We start from the raw sequence: 26,796 nt of genomic DNA, 5'->3' as shown, positions 1-26,796 counted from the left end.
AAAGGAATTAGTCTGATGAATGTTTCTACAACGAAAACTCGGAGTGGGTTTACCCCAGCGCTAAGTGCTGGGGTGATGTTGCTGCTGGTATTACTCACCAGTCGGGCCTTTAGCGCAAAAACTGGAGTGCCGGTAACCGTCGAGTTCCACGATGCGCCGATAACTGTAGTGTTGCAGGCACTGGCGGATTACCAGCAACTGAATTTAGTGATTGCTGCCGGGGTTGAGGGCAATCTCAGCCTGAGATTGGCGGATGTCCCTTGGGAACAGGCGTTGGCGATTATTTTGCGTATGGGCCGTCTGAAAGTTGAGCGCGAAGGGTCGGTGATGATGGTTTTCACCGAACATGAGATGCAGGAAAGGCGGCAACGAGCGGAACAGAAAAATGCACCTGAGCCCCTAAATAATTTCTCACTCGCCTTGCAGTATGCTGATGCCGAACAAGTTGCAGACAGTTTGACGCTTCCCGAAGGCGGGCTGTTATCACCACTGGGTAGTGTAGTGGTAGATAAACGTACTAATACATTACTCATTCGCGATACTCCCGCGTCTTTAGCACTATTGAAAAACTGGCTGGCAGAGATGGATTTACCGTTACAGCAAGTACAGTTAGCGGCGCACATTGTCACCATGAGTCGGGAACATTTGCAGGAACTTGGTGTGCGTTGGGGGATGGATGACGCAAAGCAAGCTCGTTCGCTGAGAGTGAATAATTTTAATGTTAATTTGCCCCTTCCCAATAGCGCACTCAGTGCTGGATTCAATGTTGCCCGTATTGGCGGACGTCTGCTGGAGCTTGAGTTGAGCGCACTGGAGCAAGAAAATCAGGTTGATATTATTGCCAGCCCTCGGCTGGTGACATCCCATCAACAAACTGCCAGTATCAAGCAAGGTTCTGATATTCCTTATACGGTTTCTCGCGGCAAAAAGGGGGGGCCAACCATCGAATTTAAAGAGGCAGTATTAGGGATGGAGGTCACACCGAAAATACTGCGTAATGGCAAGATTACCCTAAACTTGAAAATCAGCCAGAATATGCCCGGAATGGCAATTAAACGCGGGGATAGTGAAGCATTATTAATAGATAAGCAGGAAATAAAAACCCAAATAACCGTAAACGATGGGGAAACTATTGTGCTCGGGGGGATTTTCCAGCAAAAAAATAGCCAGGGAGTTAATAAAGTGCCCATACTGGCCGATATCCCTTGGCTGGGAGCGCTGTTCAAACAAGACACCCAACAACAAAGTCGGCGGGAGTTAGTGATTTTCATCACGCCAAGGCTAATCAGTGCCTGAGCCTTATGGGGGGGGGTTTTATGAAAACAGACCAATCTTGGTGACTTTCTGCAACTTTTTGTGTGATAGGAGGCTTCTAAATTTGACGCTGCCTCCGATTTAGCTTACAAGGGTTACCGAATTGAGCTCCGAGGTTTTTAATAACGTTGATACGCCGATAAAAACGTATGGTTTCCCTCCCACGACGTGTACAACGATTTATTCGGTTGCCAAACTACCAGAAGTGCTGAGATAATTTTCCGTCTGATCTCGCACTATCGCTCATGAGGTTTCAGTTTAGGTCCCGCCGCTGATTTGATTGGCGGGGCGGGTTATCATTAACGAATAGTCTTAGTAATACCAAAAACATGGCAGAGAAACGCAATATCTTTCTGGTTGGGCCTATGGGTGCCGGCAAAAGCACTATTGGTCGTCAGTTAGCTCAGCAACTCAATATGGAGTTTTTCGACTCCGATCAAGAAATTGAGCGACGTACCGGAGCTGACGTGGGCTGGGTATTCGACGTGGAAGGCGAAGAAGGTTTCCGCGATCGTGAAGAAAAAGTTATTAATGAACTGACGGAAAAGCAAGGCATTGTTCTGGCAACCGGTGGTGGCTCTGTTAAATCCAGAGAAACCCGTAACCGTTTGTCAGCCCGTGGCGTTGTGGTTTATTTAGAAACCACAATCGAGAAGCAGTTGGCACGTACACAGCGCGACAAAAAACGTCCGTTGTTACAAGTTGATGCGCCTCCACGTGAAGTGTTAGAAGCACTGGCAAAAGAACGTAATCCGTTGTACGAAGAAATTGCAGATGTCACCATCCGCACTGACGATCAAAGCGCGAAAGTTGTTGCTAACCAGATTATCAACATGCTGGAAAGTAACTGATTTTAGCATTTTACTAATGCCTCCGGGCGTAAGTTAAGAAGGTTACTGAGCGCGACATGGAGAAGATTACTGTCACGTTAGGGGAGCGTAGTTACCCCATTACGATTGCTGCCGGATTGTTCAATGATTCGGCCTCTTTTGCGCCACTAAAAGCGGGTGACCAGGTAATGCTGGTAACTAACCAAACGCTGGCTCCACTCTATCTGGATTCGCTCCGGGCAGTGTTGGAACAAAGTGGCATTAAAGTTGATCAGGTGATTTTACCTGATGGTGAGCAGTATAAATCTCTGAGCGTTCTGGAGCAGGTATTTTCTGCCCTTCTGGAAAAACCGCACGGTCGTGATACTACGCTTGTTGCCTTAGGTGGCGGTGTAGTAGGCGACCTGACCGGTTTTGCTGCGGCTTGCTATCAGCGTGGCGTTCGCTTTATTCAAGTTCCGACTACCTTACTGTCCCAGGTGGATTCCTCTGTCGGTGGCAAAACCGCAGTGAATCATCCATTGGGCAAGAACATGATTGGTGCCTTCTACCAACCCGCATCGGTGGTGGTTGACCTTGATTGTCTAAAAACTCTCCCTTCGCGTGAACTTGCTTCCGGGCTGGCTGAAGTTATCAAATATGGCATCATCCTTGATGCGGCTTTCTTTGATTGGTTAGAAAATAATATCGGCGCATTACTCGCACTGGATATGTCAGCGTTAGCTTACTGCATCCGCCGTTGTTGTGAATTAAAAGCCGATGTTGTTGCTGCCGATGAACGTGAAGAGAGCGGCATGCGCGCATTACTCAATTTAGGTCATACCTATGGCCACGCTATTGAGGCTGAAATGGGCTATGGTGTCTGGTTGCATGGGGAAGCTGTTGCTGCTGGTATGATGATGGCGGCACACACTTCACGCCGATTGGGCCAGTTCTCAGCCAGTGATGTTGAGCGTATCAAAAAACTACTGTTGCGTGCCGGTCTGCCGGTCTGTGGGCCGCAGGAAATGACACCAGAGTCTTATCTGCCGCATATGATGCGGGATAAAAAAGTGCTGGCGGGCGAATTGCGTCTGGTGCTGCCAACGGCTATTGGTAAATCAGAAATCCGTAGCGGTATTGCACATGACATGGTGTTAGCATCTATCACGGATTGCCAGTTATAAAAATGGCATAAGTACGATATTATTCCTTTGCTGCGGGCTGTTTATACCCTAAATAATTCGAGTTGCAGGAAGGCGGCAAGCGAGAGAATTCCGATGAGCTTACATAAGTAAGTGATTCGGGTGATTGAGCGTAGCCAACGCACATGCAGCCTGAAGTCTGACGGGTATAGCCTGTTTGCAGTCAGTAAAATCAATCAGCCAGATCGCAGTGATAAATGCGGTGGGCTTTTGCCTCTAGTTGGAGGGTTTAGATGGATGATTTAAAACCGGAAGACGATCTGAAACCAGATAGTAGTGACCGTCGTCCTACACGTGCCCGTAAGTCCTCGGCCGGACCTAAGCTTGCAGTTTCACGTCAACACATCATGATTGGTGTCGGCATTTTAGTGCTTTTGTTGATCATTATTGCCATCGGTTCAGCCCTGAAAGCCCCGACAGAGCATGAAGCGTCCCAGCAAAACCCGAATGTTGATGCGGCGAGAAATATTAATCTGTCTGATTCATCTTCACTCACCAGTGGCAATAACACCCAGCCCGGCGTGGCGAACAATGCCAGTGATGGCCATGATGCCAATGGCGTGAAGAACTCGGCTCAGCCACAGGATATTAGTGCCCCGGCGATTTCGCCAACGCCAACTGAGGCCTCAGTGCCGCCTTCGGCGAACAGCCCGACTCAGCGTGTTGAGCTGCCGGGCAATATGTCTGATGCACTCTCTCAAACTCAGGGGCAGGTTGATACCTTGTCTCAGAACATGAATGACGGCCAGACATCAACGTTACCGACGGCACCTGCAACGGTTTCTGGTTCAAAAGGGGCTAAAGCACCGGCACCGGTTACGGGTGAAACTATTACCCATCCGTCGCAGAAACAAGCAGCGGCGGCGGCTAAACAGCAGCCAGTGAGCAACCATAAAAAACCGACCACTGTGGTTTCTCCAGCGGCGTCTGCGGTGACTAAATCAAGTTCAGTTGGCAGCAGCAGTACCTTAAAGAATGCGCCAGGCAGTCATTTCACGCTACAGTTGAGCAGCGCATCGCGCTCAGACACACTGAATGCCTATGCCAAACAGCAAAAATTAACTGACTATCATGTCTATGAAACTAAACGTGATGGCAAACCTTGGTATATTTTAGTAAGTGGTAACTACCCTTCTTCTGCTGATGCAAAAAGGGCCATCACGACGCTACCAGCCGATGTTCAGGCGAAAAAACCGTGGGTTAAACCTGTACAACAAGTGCAGCAAGACCTTAAAAAATAAATCATTCTTATTTGTGCGCTGATGTGCTGTTTGAAACAGAGTACAATCTGCGGCTCTGAATTATTAAGTAGCTAACTGACGGCATGAAGAAAAACCGCGCTTTTTTAAAATGGGCTGGTGGGAAATATCCGCTGGTTGATGACATACGACGCCATCTTCCAGCGGGAGACTGCTTGATAGAGCCATTCGTCGGTGCGGGTTCGGTGTTTCTTAACACTGAGTATGCGTCTTACATACTGGCCGATATCAACAGCGATCTTATCAACCTCTACAATATCGTGAAGGAACGCACTGATGACTTTGTGCGTGATGCTCGCGTTCTATTTACGGGCGATTTCAATAATTCTGAGCAATTTTACCTACTGCGCCAAGAGTTTAACGCCAGTACCGATGCTTATCGCCGCGCATTATTATTTCTCTATCTGAACCGCCATTGTTATAACGGTCTGTGCCGTTATAATTTGAGCGGTGAATTTAATGTGCCTTTTGGTCGTTATAAAAAACCTTATTTCCCTGAGATTGAGCTGTATTGGTTTGCTGAAAAATCGCAAAATGCGGTATTTGTTTGTGAGCATTATCAGGAAACGCTTTTAAAAGCAGTGCACGGGGCGGTAGTTTATTGCGATCCTCCGTATGCGCCATTGTCAGCGACGGCGAATTTTACGGCATATCACACCAATAACTTTGGCATTGTGGATCAACAGAATTTGGCTCGTCTGGCTTATCAACTTTCGGCCGAGAACAAAATTCCAGTTTTGATTTCTAACCACGACACAGAACTGACGCGCAATTGGTATCATCAAGCGTCACTGCATGTGGTGAAAGCGCGCCGTACTATCAGCCGTAATATTCTTGGTCGCAGTAAAGTGAACGAGCTTTTGGCGCTGTATAGCTGAGCGGAATGCCGCTCAGTAAAGATTCAAACCCAATGGTTTATGAAATAGAACCCCTGACGTAGATGCACCATCTGTCAGGCAGATGTTTTATAGAACAAAGAGATACGTTTGGAGAAGCGGATGAAAAAGTTTTTAATTGCCCCATCTATTCTGTCAGCAGATTTTGCCCGTTTGGGTGAAGATACCGCCAAGGTGCTCGCGGCCGGGGCTGATGTTGTGCATTTTGATGTGATGGACAATCATTACGTTCCTAATCTGACCATCGGGCCGATGGTGTGTCAGGCGCTACGTGACTATGGTATTACCGTGCCGATCGATGTGCACTTGATGGTGAAACCGGTTGACCGTATCGTCCCAGACTTTGCCAAAGCCGGTGCCACGTATATTTCATTCCATCCCGAAGCCTCTGAACACGTCGACCGCACCTTACAACTGATCAAAGAGAATGGCTGCAAGGCGGGTTTGGTGTTTAATCCTGCTACGCCGCTGAGCTATCTTGATTATGTCATGGATAAGCTGGACGTCATCTTGTTGATGTCAGTTAACCCCGGTTTCGGCGGCCAGTCATTTATTCCTGAAACACTGAATAAGTTACGTCAGGTGCGTAAATTGATTGATGCCAGTGGCTATGACATTCGCCTGGAAGTGGATGGCGGGGTGAAAGTAGACAATATTCGCCAAATTGCGGCGGCCGGTGCTGATATGTTTGTGGCGGGTTCGGCTATTTTCAGTCAACCGGATTATGCCGCAGTAATTGACGCTATGCGCAGTGAGCTGGCGATGTCTGCTCATGACTAAATTCGATTCTATCCGTGGTGTGGCGTTCGATCTGGACGGTACATTGGTTGATAGCGCGCCAGGCCTTGCCAGTGCTATTGATATGGCGTTGCAGCATCAAGGCTTACCGGTTGCCGGTAACGAACGGGTATCCACCTGGATTGGCAATGGTGCTGATATTTTGGTCGAGCGTGCGTTGCGCTGGGCAGGCCATGAGCCAGATGCCCAGTCAGTGGCACATACTCGTGAGCTGTTTGACCACTATTATGCCAAAACAGTTGAACAGGGGAGTCAGCTATTCCCGCAAGTGAAAGCTACGCTGGCTCAACTGGCCGCTCATGGTTTGCCAATGGGGCTGATTACCAATAAGCCGACGCCGTTTGTTGCCCCTTTGCTGGCATCTCTGGGTATCGCAGATTATTTCTCGGTGATTATTGGCGGCGATGACGTGGTGGTGAAAAAGCCACATCCGGCCCCGCTCTATTTACTGTTAGCTAAACTTGGCCTCCGCGCCAGCGAAATGCTGTTTGTCGGCGATTCGCGTAATGACGTTATGGCTGCACAGGCCGCGGGTTGCCCTTGTATTGGGCTGACCTATGGATATAACTACGGCGAAGCTATTGCCACCAGTCACCCCGATTGCGTGCTGGAGCATTTTGCCGATCTGTTGCCCGCCATCGGGCTGTCGTCTTTAAAAGATCAGGAAGTATAAAATGAGTAAACCCACTGAATTAACCGCTGTATCCAGTAAACCAATCAAGCCTATCGTATTTAGCGGTGCGCAACCGTCCGGCGAATTGACCATTGGCAATTACATGGGTGCGCTGCGTCAGTGGGTACAGATGCAGGATGATTATGAGTGCATTTATTGCATCGTTGACCTGCATGCGATTACTGCCCGTCAAGATCCGGCGCAGTTACGCAAAAGAACCTTAGATACGTTGGCGTTGTATCTGGCTTGCGGTATCGATCCGAAAAAGAGTACGATTTTTGTTCAGTCCCATGTGCCTGAGCACTCTCAGCTAAGCTGGGCGTTGAACTGCTATACCTATTTTGGTGAGCTGAGCCGTATGACTCAGTTCAAAGATAAGTCAGCCCGTTATGCTGAAAACATTAATGCGGGTTTGTTTGATTATCCCGTATTGATGGCGGCGGATATTTTGCTCTATCAAACTAATCAGGTGCCGGTCGGTGAAGACCAGAAGCAACATCTGGAGCTGAGCCGCGATATCGCTGGCCGGTTCAATGCGTTGTACGGCGATATTTTCAAAATTCCTGAACCGTTTATTCCGAAAGCCGGTGCGCGGGTAATGTCTTTGCTAGACCCAACCAAAAAGATGTCCAAATCTGATGACAACCGCAACAACGTCATTGAACTGCTGGAAGATCCGAAATCGGTGGTTAAAAAGATTAAGCGCGCGGTGACTGACTCTGATGAGCCAGCAGTGATCCGTTATGACGTAGAAAAGAAAGCCGGTGTTTCTAACTTGCTGGATATCTTGTCAGGTGTGACCGGTCAATCAGTTCCTGAGTTGGAAGCACAGTTTGAAGGCCAGATGTATGGTCATTTGAAAGGTGCAGTGGCGGATGCCGTCTCTGGCATGCTGACAGAGCTACAGGCGCGTTATCACACTTATCGTGAAGACGAGGCTTTCTTGCAGGAAGTGATGCGTGAAGGGGCTGCCAAGGCGCGTGCTCGCGCACAACAGACATTAGCTAAAGTGTACGACGCTATCGGTTTTGTGGCTCATCCGTAAGGCTCAATGATATGAAGGGGGTTTGCCCCCTTCATCATCAATGTTTCCTAACCCACCTTTTCTACCTGTTCCGCTGTTTTTCTGTGCTCCGCACTGGAGAACCAATTCAGTTTTTCACGTAAACGGACTACGCTACCGACGATGATCAGACTGGGGCTGTTGACCTGCTGGGACAGTAACCCCAATTGGCTCAGTTCGCCGCTGACTACACGTTGATGTCGCGAGGTGCCATTTTCCACCAGTGCCACAGGTGTGGTAGTTGGCATCCCGTGTTGGATCAGTTGTCGCTGAATTTCTCCCGCCTGGGATAATCCCATATAGAACACCAGCGTTTGTTTCTCTGCCGCCAGATTAGCCCAATCTAATTGAGTGTCTTTTTTGGCATGACCGGTAATCAAACGCACACTTTGCGCATGGTCACGGTGAGTCAGGGGTATCCCGCTGTAGGCGGAACAGCCAGAAGCGGCGGTAATTCCCGGCACTACCGAGAACGGAATCCCGGCTTCTGCCAGTGTTTCCAACTCTTCGCCGCCACGGCCAAAAATAAACGGGTCACCGCCTTTCAAGCGTACCACCCGTTTACCCTGCTGTGCCTGTTGCAATAGCAACTGATTGATACTTTCTTGCGGAACACAATGATAGCCAGACTCTTTTCCGACAAAAATCCGTTCGGCATCGCGCCGTACCAGATTCATCACCTCATCAGACACCAGCCGGTCATACACCACCACGTCTGCTTGTTGGATCTGCTGTAACCCTTTTAACGTCAGCAAACCGGCATCTCCCGGCCCGGCACCCACCAGAACCACCTCACCGCGATCGCTAAGCGGCGCATTAAACAGATGCTCAATATGTTGTTCGATTTGTACCTGATCGTCGTTAGCCAACGATTGTGCCAAGCGGTCGTGAGTAAGCAGTTTTTCCCAAAAGCGGCGACGATCGGCCATCGCGGCAAAATGTTGCTTCACCCGTTGGCGCAAATTACCCGCCAATTGTGCCAATTGGCCCAAATGCTGTGGCAACATTGCCTCGAGTTTTTCGCGCAGCAAGCGCGCCAATACAGGGGCTTTACCGCCGGAAGATATCGCTATCATAATCGGCGAGCGATCAATGATGGACGGCATGATAAAGCTGGTGCGTTTCGGGTCATCTACCACATTACAGAACACCCGCTGTAGATTGGCACTCTGATAGACCAAGGCGTTGACTGCCACCTGATCAGTTGCTGCAATCACCAGCCACTTCTCTGCCAACAAATCCGGTACAAATTCGCCGCAGACTAATGTGAGCAGCCCCTGTTCCGCCCAGTGGTGAAACTGTGGCGTAAACTCACAGGCATTGACGGTAATTACTGCACCCGCATCCAGCAGCAAGCGAGCCTTGCGTTCAGCAACTTCACCACCGCCGACCAACAGGCAGGCTTTATGTTGCAGTTGGCAGAAAATCGGGAAGTAGTCCATCGGCAATCCTTCAGTCTAGGGGCGGAAGTGGCTATTGATAAGTTCAGTGATTGAAGGGGCGACCATACCCGTGGCGCTTCGATGGTTTACACCGAATGGCTCCAACGGCATGTTTCCCCTTAATCAACATTCTCAGTACGTTACTGTTTCACAGCTTGCGGCGCGTTAACTGCCGCAGGTTGTGGGCGGTTTTCCCGTGGTGTGGCATACCAGTAACCAAGGCCCATAAAGACCGCACCTGACAGGGTATTACCCAGTGTTACCCACAGCAGGTTGTGACCGATGCCACTTAAGGTGTAGGCCTCGCTGTGATTACCAAACCAAGACAGGGCAAACAGTGTCATGTTGGCGACGGAATGCTCATAGCCTGAGGCAATAAAGGCCAGCAAACACCACCATATAGCGATAAATTTGGCGGCACCCTCTACGCGGATTGCCATCCAGATCGCCAGACAAACCAGCCAGTTACATAATACACCTTTGAAGAATAGGGTCATAGCTGGGGCTGAGGTTTTTGCTAATGCAGCGGTGTGTACCAGGCTGGTGTCTACCGACAGCAGGTTACCGCCACCGTAGTAATAGAGCAGAGCGACAAAAATAGAACCCAGCAGATTCCCCAACCAGGTTTGCGGCAATACGGCCCACATCTGGCTGGATTTGATGGTGCCAGCTTTCACGCCAAAGGTTAGGAACATGGTGTGGCCGGTGAACAACTCAGAACCCGCGATAATGACCAGTGTCAGCGCCAGGCCGAAGGTGGCTCCCATTACCAGTGGGCGGTAAGCAGGATCGATCAGGTTACCCAGTGTGAAAATCAGAATAATGCCAAGGCCGACGTAGGCACCGGCCATTGCTGAGCCAATCCAGAAGCCCAGCGGGCTTTCTTTTGATAACTTGACGATGCGAGCCGCGTTGGCCGCACATTTGTTGATCGTATCTGTATACATACTCTATCCCAATCCCCTTGCTCTTGACGCCGCAGCGGTGTTAGCCGCCTTGCTGCAACGCCAATATCTTTGGGGATGATTGATGTTATTTTTGTCAAAAATCCAGATTTACCGGATCCGCCAGTTATTTATCACGCTTTGACTTGCACCATGCCGTCGCGAACTCGCACGTCATAATGGGCAACTGAGCGACTTTCATCTTCCAGACAGAAACCATCATGCAGGCGGAAGTGCTGCTTTTTCAGCGGACTAGCCACCCATAGGTCACCTTGATGTTCCGCGATTAATCCGCGTGATAACACACTGGCCTGTGCGAAAGGATCGATATTGCTAATGGCAAAGAGTTGTTCGTCAGCATAAGGGCGGAAAACCGCGACATGCTGCTCACCGATCAAGCCGCATACGCCGCTACCGGGTAAAATATCGGTTAATGGACAGAGTGGGATCCACTGGCTCATACGTTATCCTCCAATTCCAACACCCGGACCGGGATACGCTCATCTGGGCGCGCTGGGCGATGTTGTTCACGTTCAGGTACCACTTGTACATTCGGGTCGCGTAGCGGGCTGTTAATGAAGTGGGCAAAACGAACCTGTGCTGCCGGGTTCTCAACCGTCACTTTCCATTCGCAGATCACTTTGTCGCGTAGGCGGGCAATATCGGCTTCCAACTGGTCGTTGATAGCTAACTTGTCATCGAGGATCACGGCGCGCAGATAGTTAATGCCGCCTTCCAAACTTTCCAGCCAGACGGAGGTGCGTTGCAGCTTATCGGCAGTGCGGATATAAAACATCATGAAACGGTCGAGGTAGCGCATCAGGGTTTCTTCATCCAGATCCGCTGCCAACAGGTCAGCATGACGTGGCTTCATACCACCGTTACCACAGACATACAGGTTCCAGCCGTTTTCGGTGGCGATAATTCCGACATCTTTGCCCTGAGCTTCCGAACATTCACGGGTACAACCGGAGACGCCAAACTTCATTTTATGCGGTGTGCGAATACCTTTGTAACGATGCTCCAGCGCCACACCAAAGCCGACGCTGTCACCGACACCAAAGCGGCACCAGGTGCTGCCAACGCAGGTTTTTGCCATGCGCAGCGCTTTGGCATAGGCGTGTCCGGTTTCAAAACCGGCTTCAATGAGCTGCGCCCAGATAGCGGGCAAGTCATCTTTTTGCGCGCCAAACATCCCCACCCGCTGAGAGCCGGTCAGTTTGGTATACAAATTATAGTGTTTGGCGATACGACCAATGGCTAACAGACCATCCGGTGTGATTTCCCCGCCCGGTGAGCGTGGGATAACCGAATAGGTACCATCTTTCTGAATATTGCCGAGGAAGTTATCGTTGGTATCCTGCAACGGCGTGTGTTGCGGCTCTAAGATATACTCATTCCAGCACGATGCCAGCAGTGACCCTACGGTTGGCTTACACACTTCACAACCGTAACCTTTCCCGTATTTCTCCAGCAACGCATCGAAGGACTTAATCCCTTCAACCCGAATCAGGTGATATAACTCTTGGCGCGAATAGGCAAAGTGTTCACACAAATGATGGTTAACTTCAATGCCTTGCTTGCTTAGCTCAGCATTCAGCACCTGGGTGACCAGCGGAATGCAACCGCCACAACCGGTACCGGCTTTAGTGGCGGATTTCAGTGCGGCAACGGTGTGGCAACCCTGGCCGATAGCCTGAATGATGTCGCCTTTAGTCACATCAAAACAGGAACAGATTTGCGCGCTGTCCGGTAGCGAGTCCACGCCCATTGCCGGTTTGCTGCCCGCATGGGCAGGCAGGATCAGGCTGTCCGGGTTTTCGGGTAATTCGATGTTGTTCAGTGCCAGTTGCAGCAAATTGCCGTAATCGGTGGTATCACCCACCAGCACTGCCCCTAATAGGGTTTTGTTATCTGCGCTAACCACCAGACGTTTATAAATTTCTTTACTTTCATCCAGATAAACGTAGCTACGAGCACCCTCAGTGCGGCCATGAGCATCACCAATCCCACCGACATCCACGCCCAGCAGTTTCAGTTTTGCACTCATGTCGGCACCGTGGAAGGCGTTCTCGCGGCCAAGTAGATGGTCTGCGGTGACCTGCGCCATTTTATAGCCCGGCGCGACCAAGCCAAAGGTGCGCTCTTGCCATGAGGCACATTCGCCAATGGCGTATACATCGGGGTCGGAGGTTTGGCAATAATCATTAATGGCAATACCACCACGGCGTGCAGTTGCTAAACCGCATTGGTGTGCTAGTTTGTCCTGTGGGCGGATACCGGTGGAGAAGACGATGAAGTCCACCTCCAACTGACTGCCATCAGCAAACAGCATGGTTTTACGGCTGTTTTGACCTGAATGGACAATCTCTTGTGTATTCTTGCCGGTATGGACTCTTACTCCCATACGTTCAATCTTCTGGCGTAGTTGGTCACCCCCCATCGGATCAAGTTGTTCGGCCATTAATACCGGTGCAAACTCAATGACATGGGTTTCAACGCCAAGGCTTTTCAGAGCACCTGCGGCTTCCAACCCTAACAGCCCGCCGCCGATAACCGCGCCACGTTTGCTACGGCGAGTACAAGACTCAATTGCATTCAGATCTTCAATGGTGCGATAGACAAAGCAATCTTGCCCTTCACTGCCTTTAATTGGTGGGACCCACGGGTAAGAACCGGTCGCCATAATCAGTTTGTCGTAATACAGCGTACGACCACTGTTGGAATGGATCACTTTCTCGGTGCGATTGATAGTGATGGCACGTTCACCAATCAGCACTTTTACACCGTGCTTTTCATAAAAGCCTTCACGAACCAGTGATAACTCTTCCGCAGTATGGTGGGAGAAGTAAGAAGAAAGATGTACCCGGTCATAAGCGATGCGCGGTTCTTCGCAAAATACGGTTATCTCAAATTGGTCTTTATCTGCTTTATCTAATAAGTCTTCGATAAAGCGGTGGCCGACCATACCGTTGCCGATGATGGCAAGTTTGACTTTGCTCATTTTTGCCTCAATTTTTAATTTTCTACGCTTACAGTAATCCTCCCTACACCGCACTTCTTGATGTAAATCAATTTGCTTTCCATATACCTCTAAGGTGGTAGATGGATGATTTTTAACGTTTTTTGATAAGTTGCGGATTTCATTCATCTTTAGCTGAAAGGTTTCAGTTTGAGATTTTAAATGACGGAAAAGAAAATCGGGCAGCATACTGTTGGTCGGGTAAGCTAAAGCAAATAGCTTGTGGTTATGACCAGAATATAAAAGGGATCATGGAGGCACCGATGACAACGCAATCCTTACCAAATCACTTACTCACCACTATCAATAATGTACGGCTTGCCGGGCAAGCGGGCTTTTGGCAGATAACTATCGCGGAGGGCAAAATCAGTGCTATTAGCCCGCAGCCGGAACAGCAGACTGTTGAAGCCGGGGTGCTGGATGCGCAAGGTGGGTTGGCATTACCGCCTTTTATTGAGCCACATATCCATCTGGATACCACCCAAACGGCCGGGCAACCGAGCTGGAATCAGTCAGGTACTCTGTTTGAAGGGATTGAGCGCTGGGCAGAGCGCAAAGCCATGCTCACTCGCGAGGATGTTAAACAGCGGGCATGGCAGACGTTGAAGTGGCAAATCGCCAATGGCATTCAGTATGTCCGTACCCATGTGGATGTTTCCGATCCTAGTTTGACGGCACTCAGTGCGATGTTAGAGGTAAAAGAAGAAGTTAGCCCATGGGTGGAGATGCAGATTGTCGCTTTCCCACAAGAGGGGATTCTCTCTTATCCCGACGGTGCCGCGTTGTTGGAAGAGGCGCTGCGGCTGGGGGCTGATGTGGTCGGGGCCATTCCACATTTTGAATTCACCCGCGAATATGGCGTTGAATCTCTGCATATCGCCTTTGCCTTGGCACAGAAATATCAGCGGCTGGTGGATGTGCATTGTGATGAAATTGATGATGAGCAGTCACGCTTTGTTGAGACAGTAGCGGCATTGGCGCACCGGGAAAATATGGGCGCGCGCGTTACCGCCAGCCACACCACAGCGATGCACTCCTATAACGGGGCTTATGCTTCCCGGTTATTTCGTTTGTTGAAAATGTCCGGTATCAACTTTGTCGCCAATCCATTAGTGAATATTCATTTACAAGGGCGCTTTGATACTTATCCGAAACGGCGTGGTATTACGCGGGTTAAAGAGATGCTGGCAGCAGAAATTAATGTCTGCTTCGGCCATGACGATGTATTCGACCCGTGGTACCCGCTGGGCACTGCCAATATGCTGCAAGTCCTGCATATGGGGCTACATATTTGTCAGTTGATGGGGTACAGCCAAATTAACGATGGGCTGAATCTGATAACCACCCACAGCGCCAGGACAATGCATTTATCTGATTATGGCTTGCAGCCAGGTAATAGCGCTAACCTGATTATTCTGCCAGCAGAAAATGGGTTCGATGCCGTGCGGCGACAGGTGCCAGTGCACTATTCCATTCGTCATGGGATGGTGATTGCCAAAACCCAGCCAGCCGAAAGCCGTATATATCTGGGGCAGGAAGAGGTGGTGAACTTTAAGTAGGCGCTGCCCTGCAACCTTGATGGCGGCAGGGCAGTAAAACCGATAAATCAGTCAGTCGCATGGCCGTGGCTGCGGTGCTTGGTGAAGAAGCCCAGAATCAGACACATCACAAATACTGCCAGATACAGGCCGTTGGCCGTTGCCAGCGCGGCATGAACACCACTGTTGGCGACAATCGGGCCGGTCACCACGAAGGTCAGCATGGTGCCGACAGTGCCACAGGTCAGGATGAAGTTAACCAGCTTTGGCGAAGAGACTTTGGTTTGCAGTGAACCCAGAGTAATCAGCGTGGTGTAAATTGCACTGGAGACAAAACCCAACGCCAGAATGTAGTAGCTCAGGTATTGTGGATTATCGGTGCTGACAAACAGATACATCGCCAGCGTTGCCAGTGCTGCCAGTACGGTTACGATGCGTTGTAGGTCAAAGAAGCGCAGGATAAAGCTGAACACCCACATCCCAATCATATAAGAGATCCAGAAGTTACTGACCAGTTGGCCAGCTTGACTGATATCCATATTGAACGTTTTGGTAGCGTATTCTGGTACCCACTGGATAAAACCAAGTTGGCCAAGGATATAGCACAATGCGGCAATCGACAGGAACAGCACGCCAACGCCCCATTTCTCTTTCGCCACCGGTTTGCTTTGATCTGCGGCTTTGTGGCCCAGAACCGGGAACTCAGAGCACAGTGTCAGCACAAAAATACCGACATACAGCAAGCCGATACAGGCGTACACCCAATACCATTCGATATGGCGTGCCAGCAGCATTGCTGCGGCGACAGGGAAAATCATCCCAGCCATACTGAAGAACGAGTCGGTAAACAGCAGGCGTGAACCGCGCTGACGCCCCTCGTACATATGGGTTATCAGGAAGGTACCAATCGACATGGTTATCCCACTGACCACCCCGAGGATGAACATGCTGATTGAGAAGACCATTAGATTATGGCCAACCATCAATCCGGCGATAGCAATCAACATCAGAATAAAGCCAAACACCAACTGGCGTTTTAATGGAATGATTTCCATTAACCAGGCATTGAGGAAGATAGAGATTAAAATACCCGCGTTAAGGAAAGTAAATGTGTTACTCATACTGGCAATAGGCAGATTGAAATACTCTGCGATATTCCCCATCACCATCCCGGTGACAATAACTAACGCACCAGTAAGGGCGTAAGAGAAGTAACTGATCCAAGTGAGCCGAATGCGATTGCTGTTATTCATAAATAGGCCTGTGCGTCAGTATCAAATAAATAAAGAGTTAAAGACAGATAATTGCTAAAAACGGACATAGGGCTAAAAGGAGATCAAACCGGTTTTCAGCACTAAGGCGGCGGATCCTAGCACAGGCATAGTGAGTTTTTGTGATTTACATTCAAATTTTAATGTAATGACTGAAAAGCAATTACGAATAATAGTGAGCCGTCACAAATTGCGACGCATCCTCAAATGATAAAGATTCTTAATTCTATTAAAGTGTAGGCCGTGTTAAGGTTGTCTCAGGTATGATTTCCCCGTCTGTAGAACAGTGAAAAACCATATACCCGTCGCCCTTCAAGATGCTGGGGTGTTGACTGCCCTTGCTCACCTCAGTCACTTAGTTATCTAAGCCCAGGGGATTTGCTCGGTTGCTGCCTATCTGCATCTCGAAGTAACTTGGGTATAAAACTATTAATAAAACAGATAATTAATCAGTCCACTTTCTTTTTTTCATCGATATAAAGGAATCTATCGTGATGAGAAGCGTGATTACCGATGTAACACTAACGGCGATAAGGTGCCGTTGAGCCAAATTCTTTATCAAAGAAGGCGCTTTTCTGCCTGGTTGGGGATAGCGGCGATTCTAATGCTATTTATCGCTCCGGTGGTTTCAGTCTCACTGGCGCTTTCGTATGAGGAAAAACCCCTTTCAACGACGGGCGTGAGCACTGCTCAGGCCAATTGTGCTATGGACAGGGCGCATCACGCTGATCATCAACAGAACCAGACTAAGGCCCAAGATAGCAATGCCAAGCAGGCCGGAGGTGGCCATGATGGCATGATGATGGATCATGCGGCTTGTGGCTATTGTGTATTACTGACTCATTTGCCCCTACTGAATACGGCTTGCAACGCGGATATTCGCTCCGCATTACTGTTAGCCGAGATCCCTGCGCCGTTATTTATCTATTGGTTAATTATTCAAGATACCTATTCAGAGAGCCAACCGCGCGCACCTCCTGCCTTTTATTCCTGATAATCCGATAAAAAATAAAAACCATTTTTCTGGTGTGGATAAATACTCACCGGAGTGATTTGTATTGCCCAAGGAATAATTATGTCTGGCAAGAATAAAACCTATAAAAAAACATTATTAGCATGCGCAGTAACCTCTGCCTTTTCTGTCTTTGCTTTAAATACCTTTGCCGCCACGCATGACCATCTGATGGCTCATGATCCGGTGGTGAATAACACCATCAACGATAGCAGTGATAAAAAGCTCAATGATGCTGATGTCATAACCGTTACTGCGCCCCTTCATTCGCCACTGGTTATCGTGACCTCGCCTAAAGCACCGCGTCAACCCGTTCCCGCCAGTGATGGAGCTGACTATCTGAAAACCATCCCCGGTTTTTCGCAAATCCGTAATGGGGGTACCAATGGGGATGTGGTGTTCCGTGGCATGTTTGGCTCGCGCATAAAGATTCTGACGGATGGTGCAGAAACACTGGGTGCCTGCCCATCAAGGATGGACGCGCCCACATCCTATATTTCACCAGAGAGCTTTGACCTGCTGACCGTTGTGAAGGGGCCACAATCGGTGCTGTGGGGAGCTGGTGCTTCCGCCGGTACTATTTTGTTTGAGCGGCTACCCCCTCACTTTGATCAGGCGGGCATCAAAGGGAATGCCAGTCTATTGGTGGGCTCTAATGGTCGCTGGGATAAAAATCTCGATGCCAGTTTAGGTAACGAGCAAGGCTATTTGCGCATGATGGGCAACCAGTCTCAGGCGGGTGATTACAAAGATGGCAATGGCACGCGGGTGCCCTCGAAATGGGATAAATGGAATGCCGATATCGCCGTGGGTTGGACACCAGATAGCGATACGTTACTTGAGCTAACAGCGGGTAAAGGTGACGGTGAAGCAAGGTATGCCGGGCGCGGTATGGACGGTTCCCAGTTCTTGCGCGAGAGCCTGGGTGCCCGTTTTGAAAAAACAAATATCGGTGAGGTGTTGGACAAAATTGAAGCCAAAATCTACTACAACTATGCCAATCATATTATGGATAACAATACATTACGCACGCCACCGATGATGGCGATGTCCAGTAATGTAGACCGGCGCACGATGGGTGGGCGAGTCATGGGCACTTGGTTGTGGCAGGATCTGAAATTGGAGGCGGGTACTGATTTGCAAACCAATACGCACCGTAAAAACAAACAAGACCATTGGGATAAAGATGCCCGCTTTACTAGCAACGGTTTGTTCAGCGAACTGACCTGGAGTGCCAGCGATCAGGATAAGTTGATTACCGGTGCCCGTATTGATCATCATGAGGTCACCAATTATGTCCGGGCTAATGAGCCGACACGCTCTGCAACGCTCCCCGCCGGTTTCATGCGTTTTGAGCATAATCTGACTGACTTACCCGTGATGTGGTACGCCGGTTTGGGCCATACAGAGCGTTTTCCTGATTATTGGGAGCTATTTTCACCGACGTTCGGGCCTGTTGGCTCTACCAGCGCTTTTGAGGGGGTGAAGAGTGAAAAGACCACTCAGCTTGATATTGGTGCGCAATACAATGGTAAGCAGCTAAACAGTTGGGTTTCAGCTTATCTTGGTCGGGTTAATGATTTCATCTTGTTCAAGTATGACCCTAACAATCTGCGCATCAGCCAGGCAGATAATATCGACGCAACTATCATGGGCGGTGAGATGGGGGCAGGGTACGCCTTTAACGACAATTGGAAAGCTGACGCCAGCCTGGCTTATGCCTGGGGGAAAAATACCAGTAATCATCGTCCGTTGCCGCAAATCCCTCCCCTTGAAGCACGGTTAGGATTGACGTTTGAAACAGGGGACTGGAGTAGCACCGCATTATGGCGGTTAGTCAGCAGTCAGCACCGGGTTGCGATTAACGAAGGGAATGTGGTGGGCAAAGACTTTGCTGATAGCGCGGGTTTCGGTGTGCTGTCTGCCAATGTGGCTTACAAGGTTACAAAACAAGTCAAAGTCAGCGCTGGTATCGATAATCTGCTGAATAAAGCGTACAGCGAGCACCTGAATCTGGCTGGTAATAGTGGATTTGGATACTCAGCCAATACGTCGTTGAATGAGCCGGGCCGGACTCTTTGGGCAAAATTGAATGTGACATTTTAATAGCGTTACCCTTGGTTCTTGAAACAGTAGGCGCGTAGCCGCATCACTTGCTTATGTGAGTGATGCGGGGTGATGAGCCTCTAATGAGGTTTATTCTGTTGCCAGTAACGCCAATAACATTCGCTATCTTCATGAACGAAAAGAAAGATAAGCAGGGAAGAGCGATAACTTGCCACCGGGGCTGACTAGCGGAGTTGTTTCGGTGGCATAACAGAATCGCGCATAATAATTGCTGGTGGAAAGCTGGTGATGGGGAGCTGTGGATTAATCAACAACTGAGTGGCGAATTGCGCCATTCCAACAATCGGGAAGTGCAGGCTGGTTAAGGCCGGGCTGACAAAAGGGGCGCGTTCGCCACTGTCATAGCAAATCAATGAAATATCCTGTGGTACTTGCAAATGGTGCTTATTGATAGCCAACAGCGCGCCGATTGCCATTTCTTCGTTACAGCAATAGATAGCTGTGGGTAGATGAGGTTGCTTTAAGATCTCGTCCGCGCGTTGATAGCCACTTTCCAGATCGTAAATACCTTCCACACAAGCGGTAGGTTCTAAACCTGCGGCTTGCATGGCATCCAAAAACCCCTGGCGGCGCAACACACTGGAGTAGCGCTGAGAAGAGCCACTGATACAGGCAATATGGCGGTGGCCTGCATCGATAAGTACCTGAGTCGCCATTTGACTGGCGCGCCGGTGATCAAAGGTCACACAACGGGCCTCAAGACCGGGAACCATCCTGTCTAATAACACGAATGATCGGCCTGCTGTTGCAAGCTGGTGCAGTCTCTCGTCACTGAGAAAACGCACGTGCAGGATTAAACCATCACAGCGTAAGTTGTACAGGCGCTGGATTGCCAGCCACTCTTTATCTGCATTATCTCGCCCTTGAGTCACTAAAAGCTGTTTACCTTGTGACTCTGTTTCGGTCTGAACAAAATCCATCAACGCACCAAAGAAGCCACCGCGATATGAGGTTGTCACCAACCCCAGGGTATTACTTTGGCTGGACGCCAGTGCTCGCGCAGCAGGGTTTGGGGTATAGCCCAATACCGCTACCGCTTGTTCTACCTTTTCGCGGGTCCGGGATTTGACATTGGTATCACCGTTGACCACGCGGGAAACCGTAGCACGGGAAACCCCGGCTAATACCGCGACGTCTTCCAGTGTAACCATTTCATACTCCTGTTTAGGGTAAAAGTAGCCCCTTCGCCATTGAAGTCGTAGGGGATTAGCTGCGTTCGTTACTCCGTCCATCCTTGGACCTCGCAAGCAGCGTGATCCGAATCGCTTGATTGCGCAAGTTCATCGGGTTTTGCGCGGGTTGTCTGGCTGCAACGCCAATGACGTTGGGTGTAAAATCATAACCCACAACAATAGTTAATTTAACATTACAGGTCTGTGAACTGAGGCAAGTAAGGTTTATTTACCTGAAAAACTTCTTCCAATAGTGGCTGAGCAATGCTGGCGTTAGCGATCAGTGGGTTAGTCACTAACGCTAACAAGGCACTACGACGGTCACCGTGCACCGCAGCTTCAATGGTCAAGCGCTCATAGGCTTTCACCTGCTGGGTCAGCCCATGCATAGCAACAGGTAATGGGCCGAAGGTCAGTGGGTGTGCACCTTGTGCATCAACAATACAGTTAGTTTCTACTACTGAGCCATCAGATAAACCACGGATTGCACCACGGTTTGTTGTATTTACAACAAGTTGCGTACCTAAATTATTATGAATGGCACGAATAAGCTCCAGTGCAACTTCAGAATAAAATGATCCACCGCGGAAGCTGAGTTGCTCTGGTTTACTGTCCAGATGCGGATCAGCGTACAGCTCGAACAGCTCTTTTTCTACCTGCATAACTTGTTCAGCACGGGTGCCTCGTTCAGCCGCTGCGGCGATTTCCTCTGCCAGCATATCCTGAGTCTGATAGAAATAGCGATGATATGGACAAGGAATCGCCCCCATTGCACGCAGGAACTCTGGTGGCCATGGTGCTTCCTTAATATTGTTCATGGTCAGTGAGGCCCCATCACACAACATGTTCAGTACCTCGGCGGTGACATCTTTACCCCGTTGTAACACCTCATGTACCCACACCATATGATTTAGCCCGGCAAAGCGCAGTTGAATATCTTCATAAGGTGCGTGTAGCAAGTTGGCAATCATGTGATGCATGCTGATCGGGACATTACACAAACCGATGATTTTCGCTTTGCTATAACGCGTTACTGCTTCAGTAACGATCCCGGCGGGATTGGTGAAGTTAATGATCCAGGCATCCGGTGCTAACCGCTCAACTCTGGCGGCAATATCAAGCATCACCGGAATGGTACGCAGAGCTTTGGCAAAACCCCCTACTCCCGTGGTCTCCTGCCCAAGTAGGTTATATTTTAGCCCCAAACGTTCATCTGCCGCGCGTGCCGGGAGTTGGCCGACACGGAATTGTGTCAGGACAAAACTGGCTCCCGTAATGGCGTCATCCAATGAGAAGTGAACACTGACTTTTACATGCTCCAGCCCATGCCGATCCAGCATTCGTCGGGTTAATGCAGCAATAATTTCCACTTTTTGACGGCCTAATTCGACATCAGCCAGTGCCAGTTCAGTGACCGGTAACTGGTCAATACGCTGAATCAGCCCATCAACCAACTCCGGGGTATAGCTACTACCGCCACCAATAATGGCAATTTTAAAGGTTTTCATCATTTGGCCTCCATGTGGATTAATTATAAATGAGAGCGCTCTCATTTGGGGCAGACTAGCAATTAACCAAAAACAAAATGAGATGTTTCTCGCAAAAATGGCAGGCAGGGCAAAGGAAAATAGGCAAGACGTGATCCCTATAGCAGAATTACACTATTGCTCAGGATTGCAGGGATGGTTTAATTTGGTTAACGAATCATCATGGTGCTGTTTAATTGTCGAAGAGGCAGCTTTTCAGCCAAAATGCGCATTCTGTTACGTAAAAATCTGTAAATGGGTGGCATTGCGCGGGTCAGCTCTCTAGAATCAAAGCGCTTTTCCGTTGTTCGCATCCCACAGAAAGGAACCGTTAATGTTCAAACGTACTTTAGTGACCTTCATTGCACTTTGTTCCCTTAGCGCCGTGGCTCCCGCAGCTTTTGCCGCCAGTGAGCCTCATGTGTTGTTAACGACGTCTGTTGGGAATATTGAGTTGGAACTCAATAGCCAGAAGGCACCGGTTTCAACACAAAACTTCGTTGATTATGTAAACAACGGCTACTACAACAACACTATTTTTCACCGTGTTATTCCCGGTTTTATGGTTCAAGGTGGTGGTTTTACCGCTGATTTCAAACAGAAAACCGCTAAAACGCCAATCAAAAATGAAGCGGATAACGGCCTGCGTAACCTGCGTGGTACCATCTCTATGGCCCGTACTGCCGATAAAGACAGTGCTACCAGCCAGTTCTTCCTGAATGTGGCAGACAATGCTTTCCTTGACCACGGCCAACGTGACTTCGGTTATGCCGTGTTCGGTAAAGTAGTTAAAGGGATGGATGTGGTAGAGAAGATCTCCCAGGTTCAGACCGAAAATGTCGGCCCGTATCAGAATGTGCCAGTCAAACCGATCACTATCCTGTCAGCGAAAGTTTTACCTTAATCGCGAGTTACCAGCCTTCACGCTCAACCTCGAAGGCTGGTTTACAACCAATTTGTCTTTCGCTTGCTGCCTACCGACAACGCCACGTTCTTTGAGTAACCATCGTATTGCCACCATAAATTAATCCGTTTGCCCGAATCGGGTGCTTATAATCAATTATCTGTCTCTAACGTAAACGTGATGAGGTGAAGGTTTATGAGTGAAACATTGCTTATCGCGAAGGTACCGCCAGCACAGGATTTAGTGATTTTATCGGCTCTGGCTAACCGTCATGGCCTGATTACCGGCGCAACCGGTACCGGTAAAACAGTCACCCTGCAAAAAATGGCTGAGCAATTTTCCCGTATTGGTGTGCCGGTATTTCTCGCCGATGTAAAAGGGGATTTATCCGGCATTGGGGCGGAAGGGGTTGATTCGGAAAAACTCCAAACCCGGCTGGCGGCGATAGGTGTTACGGATTGGCAACCACAAGCTTGCCCGATTGTGCCGTGGGATATCTTCGCTGAAAAGGGCCATCCGATCCGTGCCACTATTTCCGATCTTGGCCCGCTGCTGCTGGGGCGTCTGCTTGATCTGAATGATGTGCAAAGTGGTGTGTTGCAACTGGTATTCAAAATTGCCGATGACAACAATCTGCTGCTGCTTGATATGAAAGATTTACGGGCTATCGTGCAATATGTTGGCGACAACGCGAAACAGTTCCGTACGCAATACGGCAACATCACGCCAGCCTCAATTGGTGCTATCCAGCGTGGTTTACTGACGTTGGAAGAGCAAGGTGCCAATCAATTCTTTGGCGAGCCAATGCTGGATATTCACGATTTAATGCAACTCGACAGCCATGGGCAGGGAGTTATCAATCTGTTAGCGGCTGATCGGTTAATTAATCAGCCCAAACTGTATGCGATTTTTCTGTTGTGGTTGCTGGCTGAACTTTTCGAGCAACTTCCTGAAGTGGGTGATGTTGATAAGCCTAAACTGGTGTTTTTCTTTGACGAAGCCCATCTGCTGTTCAGTGATGCGCCAACGGCGCTGGTAGATAAAGTTGAACAGGTGGTCCGGCTGATTCGCTCAAAAGGGGTTGGCATCTATTTTGTGACACAAAATCCATTGGATATCCCCGATAAAATCCTCGGTCAACTGGGCAACCGGGTACAGCATGCCCTGCGCGCCTTTACCCCACGGGATCAAAAAGCGGTTAAGGCTGCGGCTCAGACTATGCGTGCGAATCCGGCATTTAGCGCCGAACAGGTGATTACCGAACTGGGGGTTGGCGAGGCGCTCATCTCTTTCCTTGATGAGAAAGGGCGGCCCAATGTGGTCGAACGGGGTATGGTTATCGCGCCACAATCAAAAATGGGCGCATTGGATGCGGCGGCACGTAATCACGCCATCAATCATTCCCCACTGTATGGCCGTTATGAAGAGAGTGTGGATCGTGAGTCTGCCTATGAGAAATTATCTGCGGGTGGATTCTCCACCATGGGGGATGCAGCGGCCGGAGGGGGGGCGGCTTCTCAGCCGTCAACCGATCAGCAGGGTAGTGCTGGCGGTGGCTTGATGGATGGGCTGAATGATTTACTGTTTGGCTCTACCGGCCCGCGCGGTGGCAAACGTGATGGTATCGTCCAGACCGCAGCCAAGAGTATGGCGCGGGACTTGGGGCGACAAATTTTGCGCGGTGTTCTGGGGTCAATTACCGGTGGGCGTAAGCGTTAACCTGATTTTTTGGATATGAAATGCTGCTATTGATCGATAATTACGATTCGTTTACTTACAACCTCTACCAGTATTTCTGTGAGTTGGGTGCTGAGGTAGTGGTTAAACGTAATGATGAGGTACAACTTGCTGATATTGAAAAGTTATCACCCTCACATTTGGTGATTTCGCCTGGCCCTTGCACGCCAAATGAGGCCGGGATCTCTTTAGCGGCCATCAGCCATTTTGCTGGAAAAGTGCCGATACTGGGTGTTTGCCTGGGGCATCAGGCGCTAGGGCAGGCTTTTGGCGCGCGTGTAGTGCGGGCACGGCAAGTGATGCACGGTAAGACCACAGCGATTTGGCATAATGGTCAGGGCGTTTTTCAGGGGCTTAACCAACCGCTAACCGTGACCCGTTATCACTCTTTGGTGATTGCGACCGACTCATTGCCAGACTGTTTTGAACTGACCGCCTGGACGGAACATGAGGGGGTGATGGATGAAATTATGGGTATTCGTCATCGTGCGCTACCGCTGGAGGGCGTGCAATTCCACCCAGAGAGTATCCTTAGTGAACAAGGTCATCAGTTATTAGATAATTTTCTTAAAAATTAATATGTTGAGATAAAATCACTACAAAATGGATATTTTTGTTTGCCTGATTGTGATTTTTTATGCATATTTTGTGATTATATTTTCACATACCAATAATTGGTAACTCAATGGATTATACCCAAAGTCATTGGAGTTGCAGGTAGGTAGCCCGCAAGCGAATCCCGACGAGCTTACTCAGTCAAGTGATTCGGGCGCGTGAACGCAGCTAACAACCCTGTAGCTTCAAGTGCGAAGGGGATAACAGGGTGGACAGCGCAATGGCAGACAAATTAGCAGTAACTCGCAGTACATTCGATCAGGTTATTTTGCCTGTTTATGCACCTGCGCAGTTTATCCCGGTAAAAGGGAAAGGTAGCCGCGTATGGGATCAACAAGGTACCGAATATATTGATTTTGCTGGCGGAATTGCAGTTACTGCGTTGGGACATTGCCATCCGGCGCTGGTGGCAGCATTGCATCAGCAAGGCGAGACGTTATGGCATACCAGTAACGTTTTCACTAATGAGCCTGCACTGCGTTTAGCGCAAAAACTGATTGCTGCGACCTTCGCGGATCGCGTGTTTTTTGCCAACTCCGGTGGTGAGGCAAATGAAGCCGCCTTTAAGCTGGCCCGTCATTATGCCATTGAGCGCCATAGCCCCTATAAGACTAAAATCATTGCTTTCCACAATGCTTTCCATGGTCGCACCTTGTTTACTGTCTCGGTAGGTGGTCAGCCAAAATATTCCGATGGTTTTGGCCCGAAACCTGCCGATATCATCCATGTACCGTTTAATGATCTGGCTGCGGTGAAAGCCGTTATGGATGACCACACTTGTGCGGTGGTGCTTGAACCTATCCAAGGGGAAGGGGGTATCACCTCTGCGACGCCTGAATTCCTACAAGGGGTGCGGGCTTTGTGCGATCAGCATAATGCGCTGCTGGTATTCGATGAAGTACAAAGTGGTATGGGGCGTAGTGGCAAGCTGTTTACCTATATGCATTATGGTGTGACGCCAGATATTTTGACCACAGCGAAAGCCTTGGGTGGCGGTTTCCCTATTAGTGCGATGCTAACCACGGAAGAAATTGCGTCGGTAATGGCAGTGGGCACACATGGTACTACTTATGGGGGTAATCCTCTGGCCTGTGCCGTTGCTGAGGCTGCGTTGGATGTGATTAATACCCCTGAGGTACTTAATGGTATTGAACAGCGCCATGGGCTGTTTGTGCAGGCTCTGCAAGATATCAACAACAAGTATCATTTGTTTGAGGATATCCGTGGTATGGGGTTATTGATTGGTGCCGAGTTAACGCCGCAATACCATGGCCGTGCGCGGGAGTTGTTGATGGCTGCGGCCGCTAATGGCTTGATGGTCCTCAATGCCGGGCCGAATGTGTTGCGGTTAGCCCCTTCATTAGTGGTGGAGCTGGATGATATCAAACAAGGAATGGCAAGGTTGGATAAAGCAGTCGCCAGCCTGGTCCAGGGTTAACTCAATTAGGGAGAGGCTGTTGCCTCTCCCT

General features: G+C 49.4%; 22 protein-coding genes. 15 read left to right on the top strand and 7 right to left on the bottom strand.

The annotated features are described in order from the left end of the window. Window positions 1-75: 75 nt before the first annotated feature. The 8 genes from hofQ to trpS all read left to right on the top strand — a co-directional run bounded on the left by hofQ (window position 76) and on the right by trpS (window position 7,999). Window positions 76-1,296 (top strand): DNA uptake porin HofQ, encoded by a 1,221-nt coding sequence (gene hofQ, locus EL015_RS20295; RefSeq protein WP_005186130.1) that lies wholly within the window; start codon window positions 76-78, stop codon window positions 1,294-1,296. 347 nt (window positions 1,297-1,643) lie between these two features. Next, window positions 1,644-2,165 (top strand): shikimate kinase AroK, encoded by a 522-nt coding sequence (gene aroK, locus EL015_RS20290; RefSeq protein ID WP_004702222.1) that lies wholly within the window; start codon window positions 1,644-1,646, stop codon window positions 2,163-2,165. 56 nt (window positions 2,166-2,221) lie between these two features. Next, the gene (aroB, locus tag EL015_RS20285; protein ID WP_005186133.1) at window positions 2,222-3,310 is read left to right on the top strand and encodes a 3-dehydroquinate synthase; all 1,089 of its coding nucleotides are present in this window, start codon (window positions 2,222-2,224) and stop codon (window positions 3,308-3,310) included. A gap of 251 nt (window positions 3,311-3,561) precedes the next feature. Next, window positions 3,562-4,569 (top strand): SPOR domain-containing protein, encoded by a 1,008-nt coding sequence (locus EL015_RS20280; RefSeq protein ID WP_032906579.1) that lies wholly within the window; start codon window positions 3,562-3,564, stop codon window positions 4,567-4,569. An 83-nt stretch (window positions 4,570-4,652) separates the two neighbouring features. Next, complete coding sequence (dam, locus tag EL015_RS20275) at window positions 4,653-5,465, top strand: adenine-specific DNA-methyltransferase (protein ID WP_005186138.1); 813 nt, start codon at window positions 4,653-4,655, stop codon at window positions 5,463-5,465. A gap of 120 nt (window positions 5,466-5,585) precedes the next feature. Next, window positions 5,586-6,263 carry a ribulose-phosphate 3-epimerase gene (gene rpe, locus EL015_RS20270; RefSeq protein ID WP_005186140.1) on the top strand — a complete coding sequence of 226 codons (678 nt, stop codon included), beginning with the start codon at window positions 5,586-5,588 and terminating at the stop codon, window positions 6,261-6,263. Beyond that, a complete protein-coding gene (locus EL015_RS20265; protein ID WP_032906581.1) occupies window positions 6,256-6,954 on the top strand; it encodes a phosphoglycolate phosphatase in 699 nt (232 codons plus the stop codon). Before rpe ends, EL015_RS20265 begins: the two co-directional genes overlap by 8 nt. Before the next feature lies 1 nt (window position 6,955). Next, entirely contained in the window at window positions 6,956-7,999 is a 1,044-nt protein-coding gene (gene trpS, locus EL015_RS20260) for a tryptophan--tRNA ligase (RefSeq protein WP_005186145.1), read from the top strand. 47 nt (window positions 8,000-8,046) lie between these two features. On the opposite strand, the gene cysG is transcribed toward trpS, so the two are convergent. The 4 genes from cysG to nirB all read right to left on the bottom strand — a co-directional run bounded on the left by cysG (window position 8,047) and on the right by nirB (window position 13,407). Further along, the gene (gene cysG, locus EL015_RS20255) at window positions 8,047-9,459 is read right to left on the bottom strand and encodes a siroheme synthase CysG (RefSeq protein ID WP_005186148.1); all 1,413 of its coding nucleotides are present in this window, start codon (window positions 9,457-9,459) and stop codon (window positions 8,047-8,049) included. 140 nt (window positions 9,460-9,599) lie between these two features. Then, entirely contained in the window at window positions 9,600-10,406 is an 807-nt protein-coding gene (gene nirC / locus EL015_RS20250) for a nitrite transporter NirC (RefSeq protein WP_005186151.1), read from the bottom strand. A gap of 131 nt (window positions 10,407-10,537) precedes the next feature. Further along, a complete protein-coding gene (gene nirD, locus EL015_RS20245; protein ID WP_032906583.1) occupies window positions 10,538-10,864 on the bottom strand; it encodes a nitrite reductase small subunit NirD in 327 nt (108 codons plus the stop codon). Continuing rightward, the gene (gene nirB, locus EL015_RS20240; RefSeq protein WP_005186157.1) at window positions 10,861-13,407 is read right to left on the bottom strand and encodes a nitrite reductase large subunit NirB; all 2,547 of its coding nucleotides are present in this window, start codon (window positions 13,405-13,407) and stop codon (window positions 10,861-10,863) included. Before nirB ends, nirD begins: the two co-directional genes overlap by 4 nt. A gap of 281 nt (window positions 13,408-13,688) precedes the next feature. Between nirB and EL015_RS20235 the strand changes: the two genes are divergently transcribed. After that, window positions 13,689-14,984: a cytosine deaminase gene (locus tag EL015_RS20235; protein WP_032906584.1), complete on the top strand. Its 1,296-nt coding sequence runs from the start codon at window positions 13,689-13,691 to the stop codon at window positions 14,982-14,984. A gap of 47 nt (window positions 14,985-15,031) precedes the next feature. Here the strand turns inward: EL015_RS20235 and tsgA are convergent, their stop codons facing one another. After that, window positions 15,032-16,216 (bottom strand): MFS transporter TsgA, encoded by a 1,185-nt coding sequence (gene tsgA, locus EL015_RS20230; RefSeq protein WP_005186163.1) that lies wholly within the window; start codon window positions 16,214-16,216, stop codon window positions 15,032-15,034. A gap of 553 nt (window positions 16,217-16,769) precedes the next feature. Between tsgA and EL015_RS20225 the strand changes: the two genes are divergently transcribed. Together EL015_RS20225 and EL015_RS20220 are read left to right on the top strand one after the other, a co-directional pair. Further along, complete coding sequence (locus EL015_RS20225; protein WP_005186166.1) at window positions 16,770-17,228, top strand: DUF2946 domain-containing protein; 459 nt, start codon at window positions 16,770-16,772, stop codon at window positions 17,226-17,228. A gap of 189 nt (window positions 17,229-17,417) precedes the next feature. Further along, window positions 17,418-19,352 carry a TonB-dependent copper receptor gene (locus tag EL015_RS20220; RefSeq protein ID WP_408068451.1) on the top strand — a complete coding sequence of 645 codons (1,935 nt, stop codon included), beginning with the start codon at window positions 17,418-17,420 and terminating at the stop codon, window positions 19,350-19,352. A 185-nt stretch (window positions 19,353-19,537) separates the two neighbouring features. Here the strand turns inward: EL015_RS20220 and EL015_RS20215 are convergent, their stop codons facing one another. Beyond that, the gene (locus tag EL015_RS20215) at window positions 19,538-20,524 is read right to left on the bottom strand and encodes a LacI family DNA-binding transcriptional regulator (protein ID WP_005186171.1); all 987 of its coding nucleotides are present in this window, start codon (window positions 20,522-20,524) and stop codon (window positions 19,538-19,540) included. A 215-nt stretch (window positions 20,525-20,739) separates the two neighbouring features. Further along, the gene (locus EL015_RS20210) at window positions 20,740-22,053 is read right to left on the bottom strand and encodes a 6-phospho-beta-glucosidase (RefSeq protein WP_032906587.1); all 1,314 of its coding nucleotides are present in this window, start codon (window positions 22,051-22,053) and stop codon (window positions 20,740-20,742) included. A gap of 352 nt (window positions 22,054-22,405) precedes the next feature. Here EL015_RS20210 and ppiA point away from each other — a divergent pair, with 352 nt between their 5' ends. The 4 genes from ppiA to argD all read left to right on the top strand — a co-directional run bounded on the left by ppiA (window position 22,406) and on the right by argD (window position 26,765). Then, complete coding sequence (gene ppiA / locus EL015_RS20200) at window positions 22,406-22,975, top strand: peptidylprolyl isomerase A (RefSeq protein WP_005186177.1); 570 nt, start codon at window positions 22,406-22,408, stop codon at window positions 22,973-22,975. Between the two features lie 195 nt (window positions 22,976-23,170). Next, window positions 23,171-24,694 (top strand): helicase HerA-like domain-containing protein, encoded by a 1,524-nt coding sequence (locus EL015_RS20195; RefSeq protein WP_005186179.1) that lies wholly within the window; start codon window positions 23,171-23,173, stop codon window positions 24,692-24,694. Between the two features lie 20 nt (window positions 24,695-24,714). After that, entirely contained in the window at window positions 24,715-25,290 is a 576-nt protein-coding gene (locus tag EL015_RS20190; protein WP_005186180.1) for an aminodeoxychorismate synthase component II, read from the top strand. Window positions 25,291-25,547: 257 nt separating this feature from the next. Beyond that, the gene (gene argD / locus EL015_RS20185) at window positions 25,548-26,765 is read left to right on the top strand and encodes a bifunctional acetylornithine/succinyldiaminopimelate transaminase (protein WP_005186181.1); all 1,218 of its coding nucleotides are present in this window, start codon (window positions 25,548-25,550) and stop codon (window positions 26,763-26,765) included. Window positions 26,766-26,796: the final 31 nt, after the last annotated feature.

Origin of the sequence: Yersinia intermedia, assembly GCF_900635455.1 — a bacterium.
GTDB lineage: Bacteria > Pseudomonadota > Gammaproteobacteria > Enterobacterales > Enterobacteriaceae > Yersinia > Yersinia intermedia.
The sequence above is the reverse complement of the archived record's forward strand: the minus strand, read 5'-3'. Positions and strand labels throughout refer to the sequence as shown.

Excerpts from the sequence above, each read along its gene's own strand:
- hofQ (WP_005186130.1), top strand. The coding sequence starts at position 76 with ATGTTGCTGCTGGTATTACTCACCAGTCGGGCCTTTAGCGCAAAAACT.
- aroK (WP_004702222.1), top strand. The coding sequence starts at position 1,644 with ATGGCAGAGAAACGCAATATCTTTCTGGTTGGGCCTATGGGTGCCGGC.
- aroB (WP_005186133.1), top strand. The coding sequence starts at position 2,222 with ATGGAGAAGATTACTGTCACGTTAGGGGAGCGTAGTTACCCCATTACG.
- EL015_RS20280 (WP_032906579.1), top strand. The coding sequence starts at position 3,562 with ATGGATGATTTAAAACCGGAAGACGATCTGAAACCAGATAGTAGTGAC.
- dam (WP_005186138.1), top strand. The coding sequence starts at position 4,653 with ATGAAGAAAAACCGCGCTTTTTTAAAATGGGCTGGTGGGAAATATCCG.
- rpe (WP_005186140.1), top strand. The coding sequence starts at position 5,586 with ATGAAAAAGTTTTTAATTGCCCCATCTATTCTGTCAGCAGATTTTGCC.
- EL015_RS20265 (WP_032906581.1), top strand. The coding sequence starts at position 6,256 with ATGACTAAATTCGATTCTATCCGTGGTGTGGCGTTCGATCTGGACGGT.
- trpS (WP_005186145.1), top strand. The coding sequence starts at position 6,956 with ATGAGTAAACCCACTGAATTAACCGCTGTATCCAGTAAACCAATCAAG.
- cysG (WP_005186148.1), bottom strand. The coding sequence starts at position 9,459 with ATGGACTACTTCCCGATTTTCTGCCAACTGCAACATAAAGCCTGCCTG.
- nirC (WP_005186151.1), bottom strand. The coding sequence starts at position 10,406 with ATGTATACAGATACGATCAACAAATGTGCGGCCAACGCGGCTCGCATC.
- nirD (WP_032906583.1), bottom strand. The coding sequence starts at position 10,864 with ATGAGCCAGTGGATCCCACTCTGTCCATTAACCGATATTTTACCCGGT.
- nirB (WP_005186157.1), bottom strand. The coding sequence starts at position 13,407 with ATGAGCAAAGTCAAACTTGCCATCATCGGCAACGGTATGGTCGGCCAC.
- EL015_RS20235 (WP_032906584.1), top strand. The coding sequence starts at position 13,689 with ATGACAACGCAATCCTTACCAAATCACTTACTCACCACTATCAATAAT.
- tsgA (WP_005186163.1), bottom strand. The coding sequence starts at position 16,216 with ATGAATAACAGCAATCGCATTCGGCTCACTTGGATCAGTTACTTCTCT.
- EL015_RS20220 (WP_408068451.1), top strand. The coding sequence starts at position 17,418 with ATGGCTCATGATCCGGTGGTGAATAACACCATCAACGATAGCAGTGAT.
- EL015_RS20215 (WP_005186171.1), bottom strand. The coding sequence starts at position 20,524 with ATGGTTACACTGGAAGACGTCGCGGTATTAGCCGGGGTTTCCCGTGCT.
- EL015_RS20210 (WP_032906587.1), bottom strand. The coding sequence starts at position 22,053 with ATGAAAACCTTTAAAATTGCCATTATTGGTGGCGGTAGTAGCTATACC.
- ppiA (WP_005186177.1), top strand. The coding sequence starts at position 22,406 with ATGTTCAAACGTACTTTAGTGACCTTCATTGCACTTTGTTCCCTTAGC.
- EL015_RS20195 (WP_005186179.1), top strand. The coding sequence starts at position 23,171 with ATGAGTGAAACATTGCTTATCGCGAAGGTACCGCCAGCACAGGATTTA.
- EL015_RS20190 (WP_005186180.1), top strand. The coding sequence starts at position 24,715 with ATGCTGCTATTGATCGATAATTACGATTCGTTTACTTACAACCTCTAC.
- argD (WP_005186181.1), top strand. The coding sequence starts at position 25,548 with ATGGCAGACAAATTAGCAGTAACTCGCAGTACATTCGATCAGGTTATT.